This is a genomic window from Clostridium boliviensis (assembly GCF_033342255.1).
GTDB classification, from domain to species: domain Bacteria; phylum Bacillota; class Clostridia; order Lachnospirales; family Lachnospiraceae; genus Lacrimispora; species Lacrimispora boliviensis.
Window position 1 is genome coordinate 74317 of sequence record NZ_JAWONS010000102.1, and the last position, 17395, is coordinate 91711.

Sequence of the window (17395 nt, forward strand, 5' to 3'; positions counted from 1 at the left end):
GTTTCGTGTATAAACGATTGTAGTTTGTGTTAGGAATAACACTCAGGGAATAGCGAAGTACCATACAATCGTTATTCCCTGTTTTTTTCGTTTTCCTATAAGCAACCCCTAATCTCCCACCTAATTATTAAGAGGATAACATATGGCAGACAATGATTCTATGATCAAACTAACAGCCGCTTTGGAAAAAGAGAAAAGTACAAAGCAAATCAATCAGGATATTAAAGCATTAGAAAAAACTATCAGCCAGCTTCATCTGATGGCAGTTCTTTATAAGGGAGAAAGCAGAAAAGAACTGGATACTTCCATTGAAGAACTGGAAAAGAAAGTAAAAGCAATTAAACTGAAAACTACCGTTGACGTCCGCAGTATCACAAAAGAATTAGATGGTGCACTGCAAAATGTTACACTTAAAGATATAAAAATTAACAATCTTGGAATGAAACTTGCTGCAAGAAAAGTGGCTCAGATTATCACTGGAACATTGGAACGCTATATCGCTTTACCCAAAATAGAATTGAAGCAGGATCAGTTTCATATGGATATCAGTGGTATTCAGAAGAATTTATCCATGGTTGCAGCTGGATTTGACCTGGCTGTTTCCGGAATAATTAAATTCAGAAAGGCAATTAATACCTCAAAAGAAATCACATCGCTTTTTAATGAGATTTCTAAGCTTAGTGGTATCGCTTCAGAGGATGTCCAAAAATTAAGTGAAGTATCTCTACAGGCAGCCGGTACCTATGGGAAAAGTATCAAAGAATATTTAGAAGGCGTTCTTGCTGTATTAAAAAACAGTCAGGTTTCCATATCTGGTCAGGAAGAACAGTTAATACAGGTGTTTCAATCCATGGACAGCCTATTTGAGAACAGCACCATTACCTGGGAAAACAGGCTTATTTCTATGCAAAATGCATGGGATGGTTTTGTCTATTCCCTGATGAATGCGGATTCAAGCGGAGGCAGTTCCTTTTTATTTCAGACTATACTGAGTGTTGAAACACTTTATCAGTATTTAAATCAGATTCCTCAAAAGATTGCACAGCTCAGCGCTTCTCCTGCTCTTGCCGCAACTGTGGATTTACAGGTGACTACAAAAAGCGAAAATATCTCTGGCAATGAAACAAAATCAGGAGCTGCAGCCTTTGATATAAAGGGGATAATGAATTCAGCCTCGGATTTTAAGGATATATCCAAATCGGTTGATGAACTGGAAGAAAAGCTGATTAAGTCACAATACGGGTTTAATTCCTTATCCTCTGCAATTGCAGAGAGTCACGAAAATTTAAGAAATTACCTTGATACCTGTACAAATGAGGATCCTCCTTCATTAGAAGGTTATCAACAACACTTAAACGAGGCGGGAGTACAAACAGACCTGTTAAGAGCTAAAACCATCATGCTGAATCTGGCATTTACTGCAGTTTCTGCCATTGGAATGCAATTAGTTACAATGGGGATCCAAGCCATTGGAAAAGCAATATACAATCAGCAGCATCAAACAGATATAGCTGCAGAAGCAGCTGCAAATGCTAAACAGGAACTGGCAGACATTCAATCAGATGTTGATGGACTTAACAGCAAGCTGCAGACTACCAGCCAGCGGATTAATGAATTAAAATCCAAAGACAGTATTACTCTCGTAGAACAAGAAGAGTTGCAAAATCTGACGGCAACCAACGAAGAGTTGAAAAATCAGCTTAAAATTAAGAAAGCTCTTGAAAATATTGCAGCAGAAGACTCTAACAAGAAATCAGAGGACTATTTTAAGTCTAAACAAAGCTATAAAAAGTTTAAAGGGATGGATGACGTTTATTTACCTGATGATTCTATGGATGCATATAAATCACCAGATATGAGGAAAAAGAATTCAACTCCTTTAGATCGGTTAAAGGACGAACTTGCTGATTATCAGGAATTAGAGAGTTTGTATGAAGATGTGGTCAAGCAGAAATCTGAGCTGGATAATTCTGATCAAAAATCTACTGGAGACTATCAAAAACTTGCATCACTGGGCATGCAGAAATCTGACATTGAAACTGAGTTGGAAAAGCTGAAAAACCATATAAAAGAATCAGTGCCCGAAATACAAGAAAACCTCGCCGCCCTTGACCCTGATAAAAATAAAGACTTAATTAATCAGGCACAGCAAAGTTTGGATGATTTTACTCAGGAATTTGGTTCATCTGAACCTGTACTTCCGTTAAAAGTAAGTCTGGATTTAGATACCGATAAAAACCAAATTGATGAAATGATCAAAAAGGCAGCTGATGGTGGGCTTACTACAGCAGACATTAGTGCTAATTTATTAGTAAAAAGTGATATGTCACCAGAAGATTTTATTTCTGCCTTTAACTTAGAGTTTGAAAAAGAGATTGGTAACCAAAAAAACGAGAATTTCAAAAATTCTTTGTCTGAGATAAGTGCAGGCAAGCTGGAAGAGTACATAAACTACTTAAATTCTGGTGATTTGAATCAAAACTCAATTACTTCATTTGAAGATTTGAATAAAATCATGAAAGAAACCGGAGTCAGTGCAGAAAATGCCTTTAATAACTTGAAAGAGTTCTCCAAAGACTATGTCACAAGTTCTGATTTAACATCGGGCATGGAAACTACTGCTCAGCTTATTGGATCCGTCAAACAGGAATTTGCTGATACCAAAAATGTCGCAACCAGCAGTCTAAATGCCATTTCCAAAAAATTTCCTCAGTTGTCTGGTGCTGTACTTGAATACAGTCAGGGAGCCATACACTATGACGATCTAATAAAACAGCTTGAGGATGCCTATGCTGAAGACTCAGAAGCTTATCGGTTAAACATTGTTTATAAACTGCAATTTGATGAAAGCTTTTTCTCCGTTGTACGGGATCGTAATCAACGTTTATTTGAAGATCTGGCAAAGGCTTATGGTGACGATTTAAAAAACTGGAATAATCTCGTTCGGGCGAAATCTGGAATTAACACTGGATTTAGAAATAAACTATCTAATATTTTAGGAGGTTCCAGTGAAAATTCTCTTACTCCTGATGAGTTATATGATAAATATATTACCGTAAATAAAGATAATACAATCTCTGTTAAAGAGGAAATGAGAAATAAATACTCGAAAATACAGGGACAGACTCTTGATAAAGAAATTTCTAAATATAACGAGAATGTAAAGAAGCTAGATGATGCTGCAGAGTCTCAGATAGTTATTCCTGAAATACCAAAAGTGTCTCCTAAAAGCACTCCCGCTGTTTCCGGTTCCAATACCAGCTCCACTTCACAGCCTCCCCAGGAAATAAACTGGATCGAACGGGAAGAAAAAATGCTGGACGAAGCCCGCACCAGATTAAAAGAGGCGTCATCAGACAGTAATATTGACTATCTTGGAGTTTCTGAAAAAGACTTTAACCGCGCAAAAGCTATACTTAATTCCACTACTGCCCCTACCATAGAGCAGTTAAACGAACTGAAGGAAATGACCCAGAAATCCGGCCTCTCCATGGATGAATTTTATAAAACCGTGCAGGGTGGGACTTGGTCTGCTTCCAGACAAAGCCTTCTTGACAAGCTGGTCGATGCAGATAAGCTCTCGCTGGAAAAGCAAAAAGAAATTACATCGCAATACCAAAAGCAGTATGAAGATATGGTAGCCAATATAACCCCTGAATATAGATCTAAAATCGAAAACGGCAGTTTATCTGTCGAGCAGTTTTCCGGCAAAGAAGCAGAGGTTATCAATAAAGCAATTTCTGCCTACGATAAACTCACCGCTTCAAAAAACAAAGTAAATGAACTGAATAAAGCCTACACTGAGGACTTCATGGCCAGCTACGAGAATCGTTACGCAGCACTGGAGGCAGAAAATGAACAGATAAAAAATTCCAGCTCTCTTATTGAAAAACAGATTGCTTACATAAAATCATCCGGCGAAGTTGTAGATTCCTCCCTTTATAAAAAGCTGATGAATTTATCCGGTCAGGAGGAGCTTGTCACAAAAGAGATTCTTGCCAATAAACGAAAAGAATTGCAGGATATGCTGAATCAAGACCGGAATTCCGAGAACTCAGAATCCTATTTAAAGCTAAAAGAGGACATTAACAAAACTGAGTCTTCTTTGTACGACTTAAAAAAGGCTCAGGAAGAATATAACTTCCAACTTTTAAAGCTTCCAATTGAACACCTGGAAACTGTTGGAAATATGTATAAGGATATCCAGTCTGCCATGGAAAACTGGTCCGGTGAAATGGAATCTTCCGGCAAAAAGGCTGACTCCGGCTATTACCAGGGACTTATCTCAAATGGGCTGACACTATCTGATCAGCTCAGAGAACAAGGGGATCTGATTGAAAGGGCCATGGACAATTATGAAGCCGGGTCTGACAACTGGAATGAGCTTTACGGAAAGCTGCAGAACGTGAACTCTGAAATGTCTTCCATGGTACAAAGTCTTCACAAATGGAATGAAGAACTGCTGAAAATGCCTTTAGATAAACTCTCTGCTTCTTCCACTGATATGCAAAAAATTTCTGAAGGTCTGGAAGCCTTAAAAAGTGATTATGATACTGCAATTAATGCCGTAACTGGCGCTATTAATGAACAAATTGCGTCTATAAACAAACAGAAAGATGCAGTGAACGAAGAATATGAATCATCTAAAAAATCACTGCAGGATAAATTAGACTTACTAAACAAACAAAACGATAAGCTTAAATTACAGCAAAAATATGAACAATCTCTCTACGATCTGCAAAAAGCAAACCAGCAGGCAACAGAAAAGGTCATCCGCAATGGAGAAGTTGTCTATGAACAGGATTCGGATAAGCTGCGGGCTGCTAAAGAAGCGGTACAGGATGCCAAATTTGATTTAGAGACCAATGAAATCCAGTCTCAGATTGATTCTCTACAGGAGACTCTGGACGGACTAAATGATACTTATCAGGATCAAATCGACTCTCTTCAAAAAATATCGGATAAATGGTCTGAAATCAACGAAAAAATTACAAAGGCTCAAAACGATGCCAAAGCTGATGAAATTCTTGGCACCGGCTGGAAGGATAAAATACTCTCCGGAAAGGATGACAGCCTCTACCAGAATTTAAATGGTCTTTATACCGGAATTACCCAACAGATTAGCGCTTATAAAGACCAGATTGAAAGTACAGAGAAGATTTATACCCTTTTGGAAAACTACATTGCTTCCTATAAAGAAGGTACCTTAACCTACAATCAGGCATTGACTGGAATTAACAATTTATTATCTCAGCTGAATCAGAAAATGTCCCCGACAGAAAATCTGCAGAATCTGTATGATTACTACGCCTCCATAAAGGGAACGGATGCGGATGGATTAAGTATTCTTGCCGGATTCCGACAGGGATTACAGGATTCAGCCTCAGAACTTATAAAATCATTGGAACAATACAACAAAAATTATGGCACCATATCAGAGTATACTTCAAGCTGGCAACAGCTAACCGATAATGTAGCCTCTATGCTTCATGTTTTAAAAGATGTCCGGGACAATTTAGAGTCATCGGAAGACAGTGAAGATGAGGAGGATTCCGTTCACTCAAATGGTGAACCCTATATGGGCGGTGGTTATGTAAACGGTGGACCCGGTGATACACGTAAAGACGGGATTTCCAAGGGGCTGATCGGCGCAACTTCTGCTTCTGCCCGGGAAACCAAGATGAAACTCTTAGGGTTGAAATCCATGGATTCTGATGAATTTGCATCTATTCTCCACAGAAATGAGGCCGTCTTCAATACAGAACAACAGGATATGCTGTTATCCAATTTAGAGCAGGCCTGGAATTTCACTCCTGGAGCCGGTACATTTATCATGGACTCTGGAACTAAGCCACATCAGGCAATTACGAACTTTGAATTTGGGGGTATTCAAATCAATGAATGCAGCAATCCAGATGAACTGGCAAAAGGAATCCTGAATGGAGGATTAAAAAGTGCTATTATTCAGCAAACAGGAAAACACTGATGTTTCTGATTCAGGAAAGGAAGGAAAGCAATGAATCTACAAGATGTATATAAAAAACTTGCAGAAGATATCAGTTACCTCGTCACTGCCGCTACGGAAAATCTGAAATATGACCGTACATTTCGTGCCCAGGTAATTGGTACAGTAAAAGACGGGAAATGCACCATTTCTTATAAAAACAAAACCTATACGGCCAGATGCAGAAACCCTGTTAGTCTCAATGATGCCGTATGGGTATGCGCTCCCTGCAACGACTGGAATTCCCTGTATATCCAACTGTCAGAAATAAACTAAAATGCCGCATTTGCATTTAAAGAAAAGGAGCTTCATATGCATGCAATTATTCACCCAATAGAACCTTTTGATTCCTCTGCCGGAACCACAATCAACTTCACATGGCAGGGAAACCAGATATTTAAAGCCCGCTGTATGATTAAAGACAATGCCACCGAAAGCGTGGTATATGACCAGACTATAAGCACCATGAAGCAGAGTTACCTTCTGCCGCCTGGCTCAGCCTTAAAAAACGGTGGGTACTATATAGCCTACATTTCAGTAATTGATGTTGATGGAACAGAATCTTCATTTCCAAGCATCGGCACCCCCTTTTACTGCTACCAGACACCTCAGTTTCGCCTGTCAGTTAAACCTGGAGACACGGTAAAGACCTCAGCCTATCAAGTGGAACTCACCTATGCCCAGACACAAAATGAGTTATTGGATTATTATTCCGTAACCCTTTACACCTATCAGAAAACGGAACTGTTAACTTCCGGTAACCTTTATAATACAGAAAACCTTTCTTATCTGATCTCAGGTCTTGAAAACGCAAAACAGTACTACATACGGGCAACGGGAAAAACAGTCCACAATATGACATTAGACACAGGCTATATCCTGTTTACCGTATCCTATACAGAGGCACAGATATTTAACCCGTTGGAGTTAAATAACCGTGCAGAGCTGGGTGCTATTGAAATTAAAAGTAATATCACTTCAACCATCGGAATACCCGAAAGTGAAGTTACCTACATTAACCATGAATATGCAGACTTAAGAAATAATTCTGTTACTTATGATGCAGGTTTTGAGGTAAAAGGTGATTTTACCAAAGCCTTCCTTTTTTATAAGCCTGATCGTAACGCAAGAATTATCCGTTTTACCGATGGCAGACAATCTTATGTAAACATTTATTACCGGGAAGGAACTTTATCCGATTCCAATGGGAAAAAGGCATTTTTTGAACTTGAGGCAGAAGCCTCGGGAATCAGATATATCCTGTACAGCAACTATGTATCCTTCCCTGATACGAACCAACAGTTTTTACTGTGCCTAAACCGGATCGGCAATACCTATGAAATAAATGCCGGTCTGATAAATCAAACAGAAAGGCGGTGATCCAATGTTTCTGGGAAGTTCATTTGCTTCCAGCAAGGAATCCCTGACCTCTTCCCTCGTCTCTTCCTGTGATGTGGCCGATTTAACCATAGCAGATGCAGTATTTGATGAGATATACTCCACTGTAACAATAGTGCGCCTGACAGATAAAGAACCTGAAATCCCCACTGATTGGGGGTTTCATACCAGACTGCACGCTCTGTTCCAGGATAACTTGTACGGCGGAAACGTCAGTTTTACAGAAAGTATTGTGGAGTCTGTCCGGATTAAGAAGAAGGTAACGGGAGATAAAAAATTTAAAACTATATATGAAAAACCCATTTCGTCTAATGAAGATTTTAAAATTGAGCTTATGGATTATTATGAGCCAGTCGGTTCTGTGGAGTACGCTTATGTTCCCGTAATCTCAGGGGGCGAAAACAGCTATATCACCAATCAGATTGAATCAGTATTTGATTCTTATTTTATCTGTGAAAAGGACTTATCCTACCCAATGATCCTGGACACAAGCTTTGAAAAGAAACTGACTCAGAAAACCAGTCTGATTGAACTTTTGGGCCGTGAAAAGCCGTTGATTATCAAAGGTGGACGGATTCGTTATTACACAGGAGATATTTCCTGTACCTTTATTGAATTAAAAGATGATGTCTGGCAGACTCATACCTCCTGGGATTACCGTAACGGTATTTATGATTTCCTCACAAACGGCAAGCCCAAAATTCTCAAGGATTATTTGGGAAATATCTACATGATCGCTGTTACCAGCAACGACATCAGCGAAGATTCTGATCATTATGAACACGTAATTACCAAGTTCAGTGTTGCAGAATGCGGCAGTGCTTATGAACCCGGCGATTTGTACGACAACGGCTTTATTGACGCTGACATTGACAGGTAGGTGAAAAATATGAAATATCAGGTAACACAATCAGATCTCAGCCTGCTGAAGCAGGGAGCCCAGGAAATCTTTTTAAAAGCGGAGCTGCTTAATTCCTCCTACAAAATCCTGGACTCCCTGGAAGGCCAGATCATATCAGACAACTATAGCCAGGACAATGAATCCATACAGCGAAGGAGTTACAGCTTTGATTTAATCATTTTAAACTCATCCTTTACAATAGGAAAAGACAAAAAAATCTGGATGGATAAACGGATACGGGTCTATTATGGCATCAAATCACTGCGCACCAATGAAATTAAATGGTACCTTTTCGGCGTTTTCTGCTATGTTAGCATGAAGTATACATTTTCTTTACAAGAGAAAAGACTTTCTGTTACCTGCGCGGACTTAATGGCTCAATATGACGGAACATTAAACGGACGTCTTGGCGGATATGGAACCTCTAATAATCCACCTGCTTTCGCAACCCAGTCGCTTACGATCCCTGCCGGAGAAGATATCCGCTCATCAGTCCTTGCAATCGTGAAGGAAGCTGGAATTGAAAACTATATTATTGAAGACATTAAAAAGCCGGTTCCCTATGACTTAACCTTTGAAACAGGCTCAACCTATGCAGATATCTGGACTAAGATTCGGGATCTATATGATTCCTGGGAATTTTATTTTGATGCAGACGGAATTTTTATCTGGAGAAAAATCCCCACATGTATAGATGAGCCTGTCGTTTTAAACAATTCACTTCTTGACAGTCTTATTATAAGTGAAGATGCTGATATGAAGTTCGATGAGATTTACAATGTTACTGAGGTGTGGGGTAAAGTGCTTGAATTGGAGAATAAAGACCGTTATGCAGATACCTCAACTTTTAAAAATCAGGTATATGATGTGCATTATGATTCCTGGAATTCATGGCAGGATGTGGATAATTTAACCCAGCTTGCTTTTAAAGTCACTGAAGAGAATTCTGATGCCCCCCGCTTTACAATAAACGGTTTTTCTCCTGCGATTCCTATTTACGATGGCGATGGCAAGCCATTAAAAGCTGGTGCTTTGAAAAAAAATACAGTATATGTCTTCCGATATCGAAGATTTACAGAATCAGATACAACGCCGGGAGCGCTTTATTTACTGGGTCAGTTTCAATGTTACGGTAAATACGTGGAAACGTCCATAGAGTGTCCTTTTTCGGTGACAAATTTAGGCTATGAAATCCCTCAATCTTTGGATTACAGTACTTTAAGTGACGATGCCGCCTGTTATAATCAGGCACAATATCTGACCTACCAGTCCACTGCCATGAAGGACACCATACAGCTGACTTCCCTGGTAATCCCCTGGCTGGAAGTCAACACAAAAATTGAATATACCCCCAAATACAATCATGTAACCAGTCAATACATAGTTAAGAACATAAGCTGGTCCTCAGGTGACGGGACTATGAATATAACTCTCTATCGTTTTCTGGAGAGTTTTTCTTATGTCTATAATAATATATGAAAGGAGTTTTTAAATGAGCTATCCAGAATATCCCCACAGCAGTTTTCCAGAGGAAATATGCGACTTACCGGGCATGCAGGATGTATCTGCAACAATGCGTCCTGTAATTGAGCAGTACAACGAAGCATGGATTAATAATGATGTAGATGCAATGGCAGCAATTAATGAAAAGTATCCTAATCTGAAAAAGTCTCTCTTTAACGCAGACAAATTCAATGTGCTACTGGACGGAATAAAAGCAACTCAAAAGTTCTTTAAAGATGATGTAAATGCAATGATACAGGACGTTGCTCAAAAAACGGTTGGTATAAATGATAATCCGTCAGAAGATCAGAAAAAGCTTAATTCCTATTCCGCAGAGAAAATGGATTATCTGACCGGCGTCTCAATTGCCTCCAATTTATCAATTCCTGTTACGGCATGGAGCAGTGGTCTGACCTATACGTTTAAATCGGATAAAATTGATGAAAATGATCAGGTGAATGTTTACTTTAGTTCCGACAGCATGGTTGCGGCGGCAAAAGCATTTATAGTAGTAAAAGACGATACCGGGGAAGGTAATCTTGTTCTGCAGGCGAGTAAACTTCCGAAAAGTGCATTAAATATCAGGAATATAGAGGTGGTGAGAAAGAATGGCTAAATGCGGTGTAACAAATATTGGCGGCGGCGGAATTAGTTCCGATGAAGTCTCCGCTGCGAAAGAAAATGTATTAAGCGGAAAAACATATGTGGGAACGGATACTGGCGATGAAATTGGTACGGGTACAATGGAAAATAATGGATCTACTGGGAACCAGAACCTTAATGCAGGAAGTTCGTTTCTGGTTAAGAAGGGATATCACGCACAGGATTTCTCGGTGGGAGCAAATAATTTGGCAAGCCAGACTTCGGGCACGGCTTCTGCAGGTCAGATATTAAGTGGACAAACTGCCTGGATAAATGGAAATAAAGTAACAGGTAACATTCCATTACAAAGTGGTGATGCATCCTCTGACCAGGTTTGGTCTACAAATAGAACTACATGGGGTGATGGAAATCTTTTTTTCGGTGTTAGAAATGGTCATTACTTAAATGGGATTAATTGGATAAGGTCATATGATGCGGCTTTTGTACCAGCAAATATTAAAAAAGGGGTAAATATTTTTGGCGTAACCGGTACATGGGAAGGTTATGTACCCGGAGTAAATGATCTATATTATAGAGGTAATAATATGGTTGGTTTTACTGGAGGAGTTAAATTTGACTCTGGACAAATGACAATAGATTACTACACGGTTGATTTGATAGCTAACTTTAGCTTAGTTGGTAAAACGTACCTAAACATTCAAGGTATGGAAGGTAATAGTCCTGACAACGTTACTATATATACTAAAAGAAATTCATATGAAGTAATAGCTAATTGGTCCCAACCAGGTGGTGGCACCCACAATTTGAAACCTTATTTATATAGTATAAATATAAGCGGTGCGCAAGTATCCGGATTAATTAAAATTAGTCTCCATTGTTTCAATGGGCTAATTTATAGAATATGGCTTAGTTAAAAAAATATTATATTCAAAAAAAATTTAGGTGCATATTATTTGTCAACTTCCATTCTTGACTAATGTCAATAAACCAACTATAATATTGCAATAATACCATTTATTGGATATTACTATTTATTACTAATAATGTATAATACTGGTACAATGTAATAATTTTAGCAGCGGTTAAAGAATCGTTATCAAAATAAAAAGATAAAATAAGGAAGGACAACACATGCTGAAAAAATTAAAAGTTGGCAAAAGGTTATTAATCACATTTCTCATTGTAGTATTGTTTTCAGGCCTTGCAGGAACTATAGGAATCCTGCTTATTCACACCATTAATCAGGAGTATCAGACCGAACTTCAGGATTATGGTTTTGCACAGGGGGATGTCGGGAGTCTTGGACAGGCGTTCCAGGCTCACCGTGCAACCGTTTTATACATAGTCTTTTCAGAGAATGCATCAGAAGCAGATAAGCAAAAGCAGATTTTAAACACACAGATTGATACTATCAATCAAATGATGAAGCAGGTGGAGACCCGTATGAAGACATCTGCTGAGAAAGAGCTTTACAGCCAGCTGGCTGAAAAAATGAATAAATATGAAGGCATACGAAGCAATACCATAGAACTTGCTTACAAGTCCTCGCAGGACGCTATGAAGGTCTTCCGCAGTGAAGCCGCCCCTCTGGCCGCTGATATTGCAAGCACTATCAATACCATGCTTGCTAACAAATCCAATGACGGCAATGTGAAGTCACACCAGCTGGAAGTTCAGACCAATGTCTTTATTATGATCATGGTTCTTATCATACTTGGTTCTATCGCGGCTTCCGTATTTATCGCGCTCTACATTACCCGCAGTATTATCAAGCCAATCGACGAATTAAGAGATGTAGCGGACAAGATGGCCCAGGGGCAATTAGACTGCCATCTGGAATATACCTCTAATGATGAATTGGGACAGCTCGCTGAAAGCATGCGCACCATGATGGAACGAGTCTCCTACTATATGAATTATATTTCCACAACAACACAGCGTATGGCTGGAGGGGATTTTGATGTCCCTTATGATCCGGAAGAATTTAAAGGTGAATTCCTGAATGTACAGCTTTCCATCCAGGCGCTTACTGATTCCCTGAACATTGTCATGAGTAAAATCACCCAGGCGTCCGACCAGGTAGCAAGCGGTGCCGAACAGGTGGCAAGCAGTGCTCAGGCTCTCAGCCAGGGGGCTACAGAACAGGCTTCCTCCATCCAGGAGCTGGCCGCAACGATCAACGATATCTCAGACAACATCAATCATAATGCCGAGAATGCAAAAGAGACAAATAGTCAGGTAGAGACAACCTCAGCAGAGGTTGAATACGGAAAAACCCGAATGGAACATTTAAATTCTGCAATGGATACCATCAGCGATGCCTCAGCTGAGATCAGCAAGGTAATAAAGACCATTGAAGACATTGCCTTCCAGACGAATATACTGGCTCTGAACGCAGCCGTAGAGGCAGCAAGAGCAGGTGATGCAGGCAAAGGGTTTGCTGTGGTTGCAGATGAAGTCCGTAATCTTGCGAACAAGAGTCAGGAAGCCTCAAAGAATACTGCGGCACTGATTGAGCGGGCATTGGCTTCTATAGAATCCGGTAATCATATTGCAAAAGAAACTAAGGAATCTATGGACCGCATCGTTGTATCGTCCAAGACAGTGGCTGATCTTGTTTACCAGATTTCCAACGCATCTGAACAGCAGGCTACTGCAGTTACCCAGGTTACCCAGGGCATTGACCAGATCGCAAGCGTAGTTCAGACCAACTCCGCCACATCCGAAGAAAGTGCTGCCGCAAGCGAAGAGATGGCAGGACAGGCCCAGATGCTCAAATCTTTGATGAAACAATTTCAGCTTAAAGATTAAATATTATATATAAATTTTAAAGAGGGTATGCTCAACAAGATTCTGAGCTATACCCTCTTTTCCTATTCCATCTATAACTCCTCTGTCAGCCACCGTTCTACCTCAGTCTCAGTTCCAAGGACATAATGCTGACCCTCAACATGATGTTCCTCTCCTGCCAGATAATCGATCCCCAGCCCTTTTACGTCATAGGTGTACGCGGTCCGCTTCCGTTCCGAGACAGGATCTGGCTGTGGAATAGCAGAAAGCAGAGATCTGGTATAAGGGTGGACTGGTCTGGAAAATATCTCTTCCGTTGTTCCAGTTTCCACCAAATGCCCCAGATGAAGAACTCCAATTCTGTCTGAAATATATTTAACCATAGATAAATCGTGAGCGATAAACAATATGGCGGTCTTCGTCTGCTTCTGAATTTCTTTCATTAAATTCACAACCTGAGCCTGAATGGAAACATCCAGTGCACTGATTGCCTCATCTGCTATAATCAGCTCCGGCTCCATAATAAGAGCTCTTGCAATTCCAATTCTTTGCCTCTGTCCCCCTGAGAACTGATGAGGATAACGGTTAGCATGTTCCCTGGATAGTCCCACCATATCAAGAATCCGGTACACCCTCTCCTCTCTTTCCTCTGGAGTACTGCAGATATGGTGAATATCAAGCCCCTGGGCGACAATATCCAGAATCTTTTTTCTGGGGTTTAAACATGCCATAGGGTCTTGAAAGATCATCTGCATGTTGGTTCTTAAATGCTTAGTCTCTTCGGAAGAGATTCTACCCGATATTTTTATTCCCTGAAACCATACCTCACCGGACGTAGGTTCATACAGGCGGATCACAGACCTTCCAATGGTAGATTTGCCGCTTCCCGACTCTCCTACCAGACCATAGGTTTCTCCAGGGTAGATCCGGAAAGAGACGCCATCCACTGCTTTTACGGAAAACTTCCTTCCAAGCTTAAAATGCTGCTTTAAATCCCTGACCTCCAGCAGCGGTTTTTTATTTTCCTCCACCAAGTTCCACCTCCTTCCCCAGCCTCTTTATTCTTTCCTTTAATGCCTCCGGCATTGACACCGCGGGTGCATTTTCATGAAGCAGCCAGGTTGCTGCATAATGAGTCTCTGTTACCTGGAACATGGGAGGTTCCAACCTGTAATCAATATTTAATGCAAACCGGTTTCTTTCTGCAAATGCATCCCCTTTCATTTCATTTAACAGATTAAACGGGCTTCCTGGGATGGTATAAAGCACCTCGTCATCCGTATCTAAATCCGGCATGGCTGATAATAACCCCCAGGTATAGGGATGTCTGGGATCATAAAAAATCTCTTCAGAAAGCCCTTTCTCCACGACTTTCCCCGCATACATAACTGCCACATAATCAGCCACCTTTGCCACGACTCCCAGATCATGAGTGATGTAGATGACAGAAATTCCTGTCTTTTCCTGGATTTCCTTAATCAGCTCCAGAATTTTAGCCTGAATGGTCACATCTAACGCTGTAGTCGGCTCATCACAGATCAATATCTCAGGATCACAGGACAGGGCGATTGCAATCACAACTCTCTGTCTCATTCCTCCGGACAGCTGGTGTGGATAGCTTTTCATGCGTTTTTCCGGCTCTGTTATGCCTACCAGATCAAGAAGTCTTACAGCCTTATCATACGCTTCCTTTTTGCTGGCTTTATAGTGATAACGCATCCCCTCCATAATCTGACTGCCAATGGTCATGGTTGGGTTTAAGGATGTCATGGGATCCTGAAATACCATGGCAATCCGCCTTCCATTAATTCGGCGGCGCATCTCCTTTTTACTGAATGACAACAGGTTCTCTTTAACCTCTTCCCCGCTTTTACGTGAGGTGAAAACGATTGTACCGCTTTTTATTTTTCCGTTTCCGCTTAAGATTCCCATGATTGCCTTTACTGTCACAGATTTCCCAGAGCCTGACTCCCCTACAATTGCAAGAGTTTCTCCCTGATATAAATCCAGATTGACTCCCCTGATAGCATTTACTTCACCAGCAGAAGTCTGAAACGAGATAGATAAATCTCTGATTGACAAAACCTTATCTTTATTCATAATCTACCCCCTACATCTCTTTCATCTTAGGATCAAACGCATCCCTCAGTCCATCTGCCAGCATGTTGAAGCTAAGCATTACAACTGCCAGAACTAACACCGGAGATATAATCATATATGGATGGGTCGTAAAGGATTTAAATGCATCACTGATCAGAGACCCCAGAGAAGCTAATGGTGCCGGAACTCCCAGTCCGATGAAAGCCAGAAATGCCTCCGTAAAAATAGCATTGGGTATGGAAAACATAGACATAATAATCAGCTGTCCAAAAATATTGGGTAGTATTTCCTTAAATATCAAATAGAAATCCCCCGCACCCAATGTTCTTGAAGCAAGAATAAATTCCTGCTCCTTCAGCTTCAGCACCTGGGCTCTTGCAACCCGGTTCATGCCAATCCAGCCAGTGATGGCAAGTGCCAGTGTAATGGTTGCAAGCCCTGGTTTTAATACCAGCATAAGAAGTGTAACAATGACAAGAGTGGGAATTCCATTTAAAATCTCTGCAAACCGCTGCATGACATTATCCACTACGCCTCCGAAATATCCGCTGATCAGACCGTAGCTCATTCCAAAGCACATATCAACAAGAACAGCAACAAGCGCAATATATAGAGAGATTCTGGTGCCCATAAATGTCCTGGTAAATATATCTCTACCCAGTACGTCCGTGCCAAACCAGTAATAAGTCTTCTCAAGTCCGGTTGTCTTTTGAGGGTCTGTATACCTGTTTACCGTAACTTTACCAGTGGAAGTATTCATGGTTTCCGAACCATCCATAATTCCCCAGCGTTCCAGAACCGGTACTCTGGGTGCAAGATTCTGGTTTGCTATAATCTGTTCATTGTATGTATATCCATTCATATATGGCCCGGCTATAGCCATTAAAATAATAAATACAATTGCAATAAATCCTGCTGACGCTCCTTTATTTTTCAAAAAGGACGATATGACATCTTTCCAGTACGACTGTGCCGGATAAACCCGGTCGATTCCTATGCTGTGATTTTCCGCCGGCAAAAAATCATCTGCCATAAATTCAAACGTTACTGCATCCCTGTTATGACTGCTCATAATCATCCTCCTTTGCAAGCCTGATCCTGGGATCAATAAGACCATATAAAATATCTACAGCAAGCATGATTCCGATGTACATGGCACTGTAAATAAACGCCAGTGTTATGATTACATTATAATCATTGGATTGAATAGCAGTAACCAGAAGACTTCCAATTCCCGGTATGGAAAATATCTTCTCTACCACCAGAGAACCGGTCATCAGGCTGACAACAAGAGGGGCCAGAACTGTAACAATGGGAATGAGCGCATTTCTTAACCCATGAACCAGTATCAGACGCCATCCAGGCAGTCCTTTACTCTCTGCAAGAAGCATATAATCCGATCCCAGAACCTCCAGCATTTCCGTTCTGGTAAACCGGGCAACGGTTGCCACTGTAAACATGGCTAAGGATATTGTTGGAAGAACTGAGGATTTTATCGCCTGCTGCTGCTGATACAATAGTGGAAACCATTTGAAGTGATAGCCCAGTGTATATGACAGCCCCAACGCAAACACATAAGAAGGAAGGCTGACGCCAAGAACCGATATGACCGTTGTCATGGTATCAAATACCGTATTGTGCTTCAGAGCCGCTATGAGCCCTAATACCAGTCCTACCAGCGTCCCCAGTAAAACTGCCTGCCCGCCGATTCGGATTGAAATGGGAAGTCTTGTTGCGAGAAGTGTTGAAATCGACGTATTCTTTGAAATAGTATAGGATACTCCGAAATCACCGGATATCATATTTTTTACGTAATTTATGAACCGGATAAAAACCGGCTGGTCTAAACCGTATTTTGCATTCAGCAGTGCAACCTGAGACTGGGTCAGTTTTTCATCATTAAACGGGGAACCCGGCATCAGTTCCAGCATCAGGAATAAAATAAGCAGAATTGCCAGCAAAGTGGCTGCTGATATGCAGATTCTCTTTGCAATATATCGTTTCACAAATATTTCCCTCCCAAATTAAGCAGCCAGAGGAATCACAGGCAGGACCTGTGACCCCTCCGGCAGCCAGTATCGTAATTCCGGCACTGT

Annotated in this window: 12 protein-coding genes; 8 read left to right on the forward strand and 4 right to left on the reverse strand. The window is 40.7% G+C overall.

Annotated features, from left to right (window positions below):
- Nucleotides 1–142: 142 nt before the first annotated feature.
- From RZO55_RS05610 to RZO55_RS05645, 8 genes are all read left to right on the forward strand, one after another.
- On the forward strand, nt 143–5986 hold the full coding sequence (locus RZO55_RS05610) for a rhoptry family protein (RefSeq protein ID WP_318063303.1): 5844 nt from the start codon (nt 143–145) through the stop codon (nt 5984–5986).
- A gap of 30 nt (nt 5987–6016) precedes the next feature.
- Nucleotides 6017–6280 (forward strand): hypothetical protein, encoded by a 264-nt coding sequence (locus tag RZO55_RS05615; RefSeq protein WP_318063304.1) that lies wholly within the window; start codon nt 6017–6019, stop codon nt 6278–6280.
- 36 nt (nt 6281–6316) lie between these two features.
- Nucleotides 6317–7384 carry a hypothetical protein gene (locus tag RZO55_RS05620; RefSeq protein ID WP_318063305.1) on the forward strand — a complete coding sequence of 356 codons (1068 nt, stop codon included), beginning with the start codon at nt 6317–6319 and terminating at the stop codon, nt 7382–7384.
- Between the two features lie 4 nt (nt 7385–7388).
- Nucleotides 7389–8282 (forward strand): hypothetical protein, encoded by an 894-nt coding sequence (locus RZO55_RS05625; protein ID WP_318063306.1) that lies wholly within the window; start codon nt 7389–7391, stop codon nt 8280–8282.
- 9 nt (nt 8283–8291) lie between these two features.
- Nucleotides 8292–9782, forward strand: a complete 1491-nt coding sequence (locus RZO55_RS05630) for a DUF5048 domain-containing protein (RefSeq protein ID WP_318063307.1) — start codon at nt 8292–8294, stop codon at nt 9780–9782.
- Nucleotides 9783–9795: 13 nt separating this feature from the next.
- Nucleotides 9796–10422, forward strand: a complete 627-nt coding sequence (locus RZO55_RS05635) for a hypothetical protein (protein WP_318063308.1) — start codon at nt 9796–9798, stop codon at nt 10420–10422.
- Nucleotides 10415–11323, forward strand: a complete 909-nt coding sequence (locus RZO55_RS05640; RefSeq protein WP_318063309.1) for a hypothetical protein — start codon at nt 10415–10417, stop codon at nt 11321–11323. Before RZO55_RS05635 ends, RZO55_RS05640 begins: the two co-directional genes overlap by 8 nt.
- Nucleotides 11324–11540: 217 nt before the next feature.
- Nucleotides 11541–13220: a methyl-accepting chemotaxis protein gene (locus RZO55_RS05645; protein WP_318063310.1), complete on the forward strand. Its 1680-nt coding sequence runs from the start codon at nt 11541–11543 to the stop codon at nt 13218–13220.
- A 71-nt stretch (nt 13221–13291) separates the two neighbouring features.
- Here the strand turns inward: RZO55_RS05645 and RZO55_RS05650 are convergent, their stop codons facing one another.
- Genes RZO55_RS05650 through RZO55_RS05665 form a run of 4 tightly spaced genes read right to left on the reverse strand, consistent with a single transcriptional unit; the run spans nt 13292 to nt 17305 of the window.
- Nucleotides 13292–14233: an ABC transporter ATP-binding protein gene (locus RZO55_RS05650; protein WP_318063311.1), complete on the reverse strand. Its 942-nt coding sequence runs from the start codon at nt 14231–14233 to the stop codon at nt 13292–13294.
- Complete coding sequence (locus tag RZO55_RS05655; protein ID WP_318063312.1) at nt 14217–15299, reverse strand: ABC transporter ATP-binding protein; 1083 nt, start codon at nt 15297–15299, stop codon at nt 14217–14219. Before RZO55_RS05655 ends, RZO55_RS05650 begins: the two co-directional genes overlap by 17 nt.
- A 10-nt stretch (nt 15300–15309) precedes the next feature.
- Entirely contained in the window at nt 15310–16371 is a 1062-nt protein-coding gene (locus RZO55_RS05660; protein ID WP_318063313.1) for an ABC transporter permease, read from the reverse strand.
- A complete protein-coding gene (locus RZO55_RS05665; RefSeq protein ID WP_318063314.1) occupies nt 16358–17305 on the reverse strand; it encodes an ABC transporter permease in 948 nt (315 codons plus the stop codon). The genes RZO55_RS05660 and RZO55_RS05665 overlap by 14 nt, the downstream gene beginning before the upstream one ends.
- Between the last annotated feature and the right edge of the window lie 90 nt (nt 17306–17395).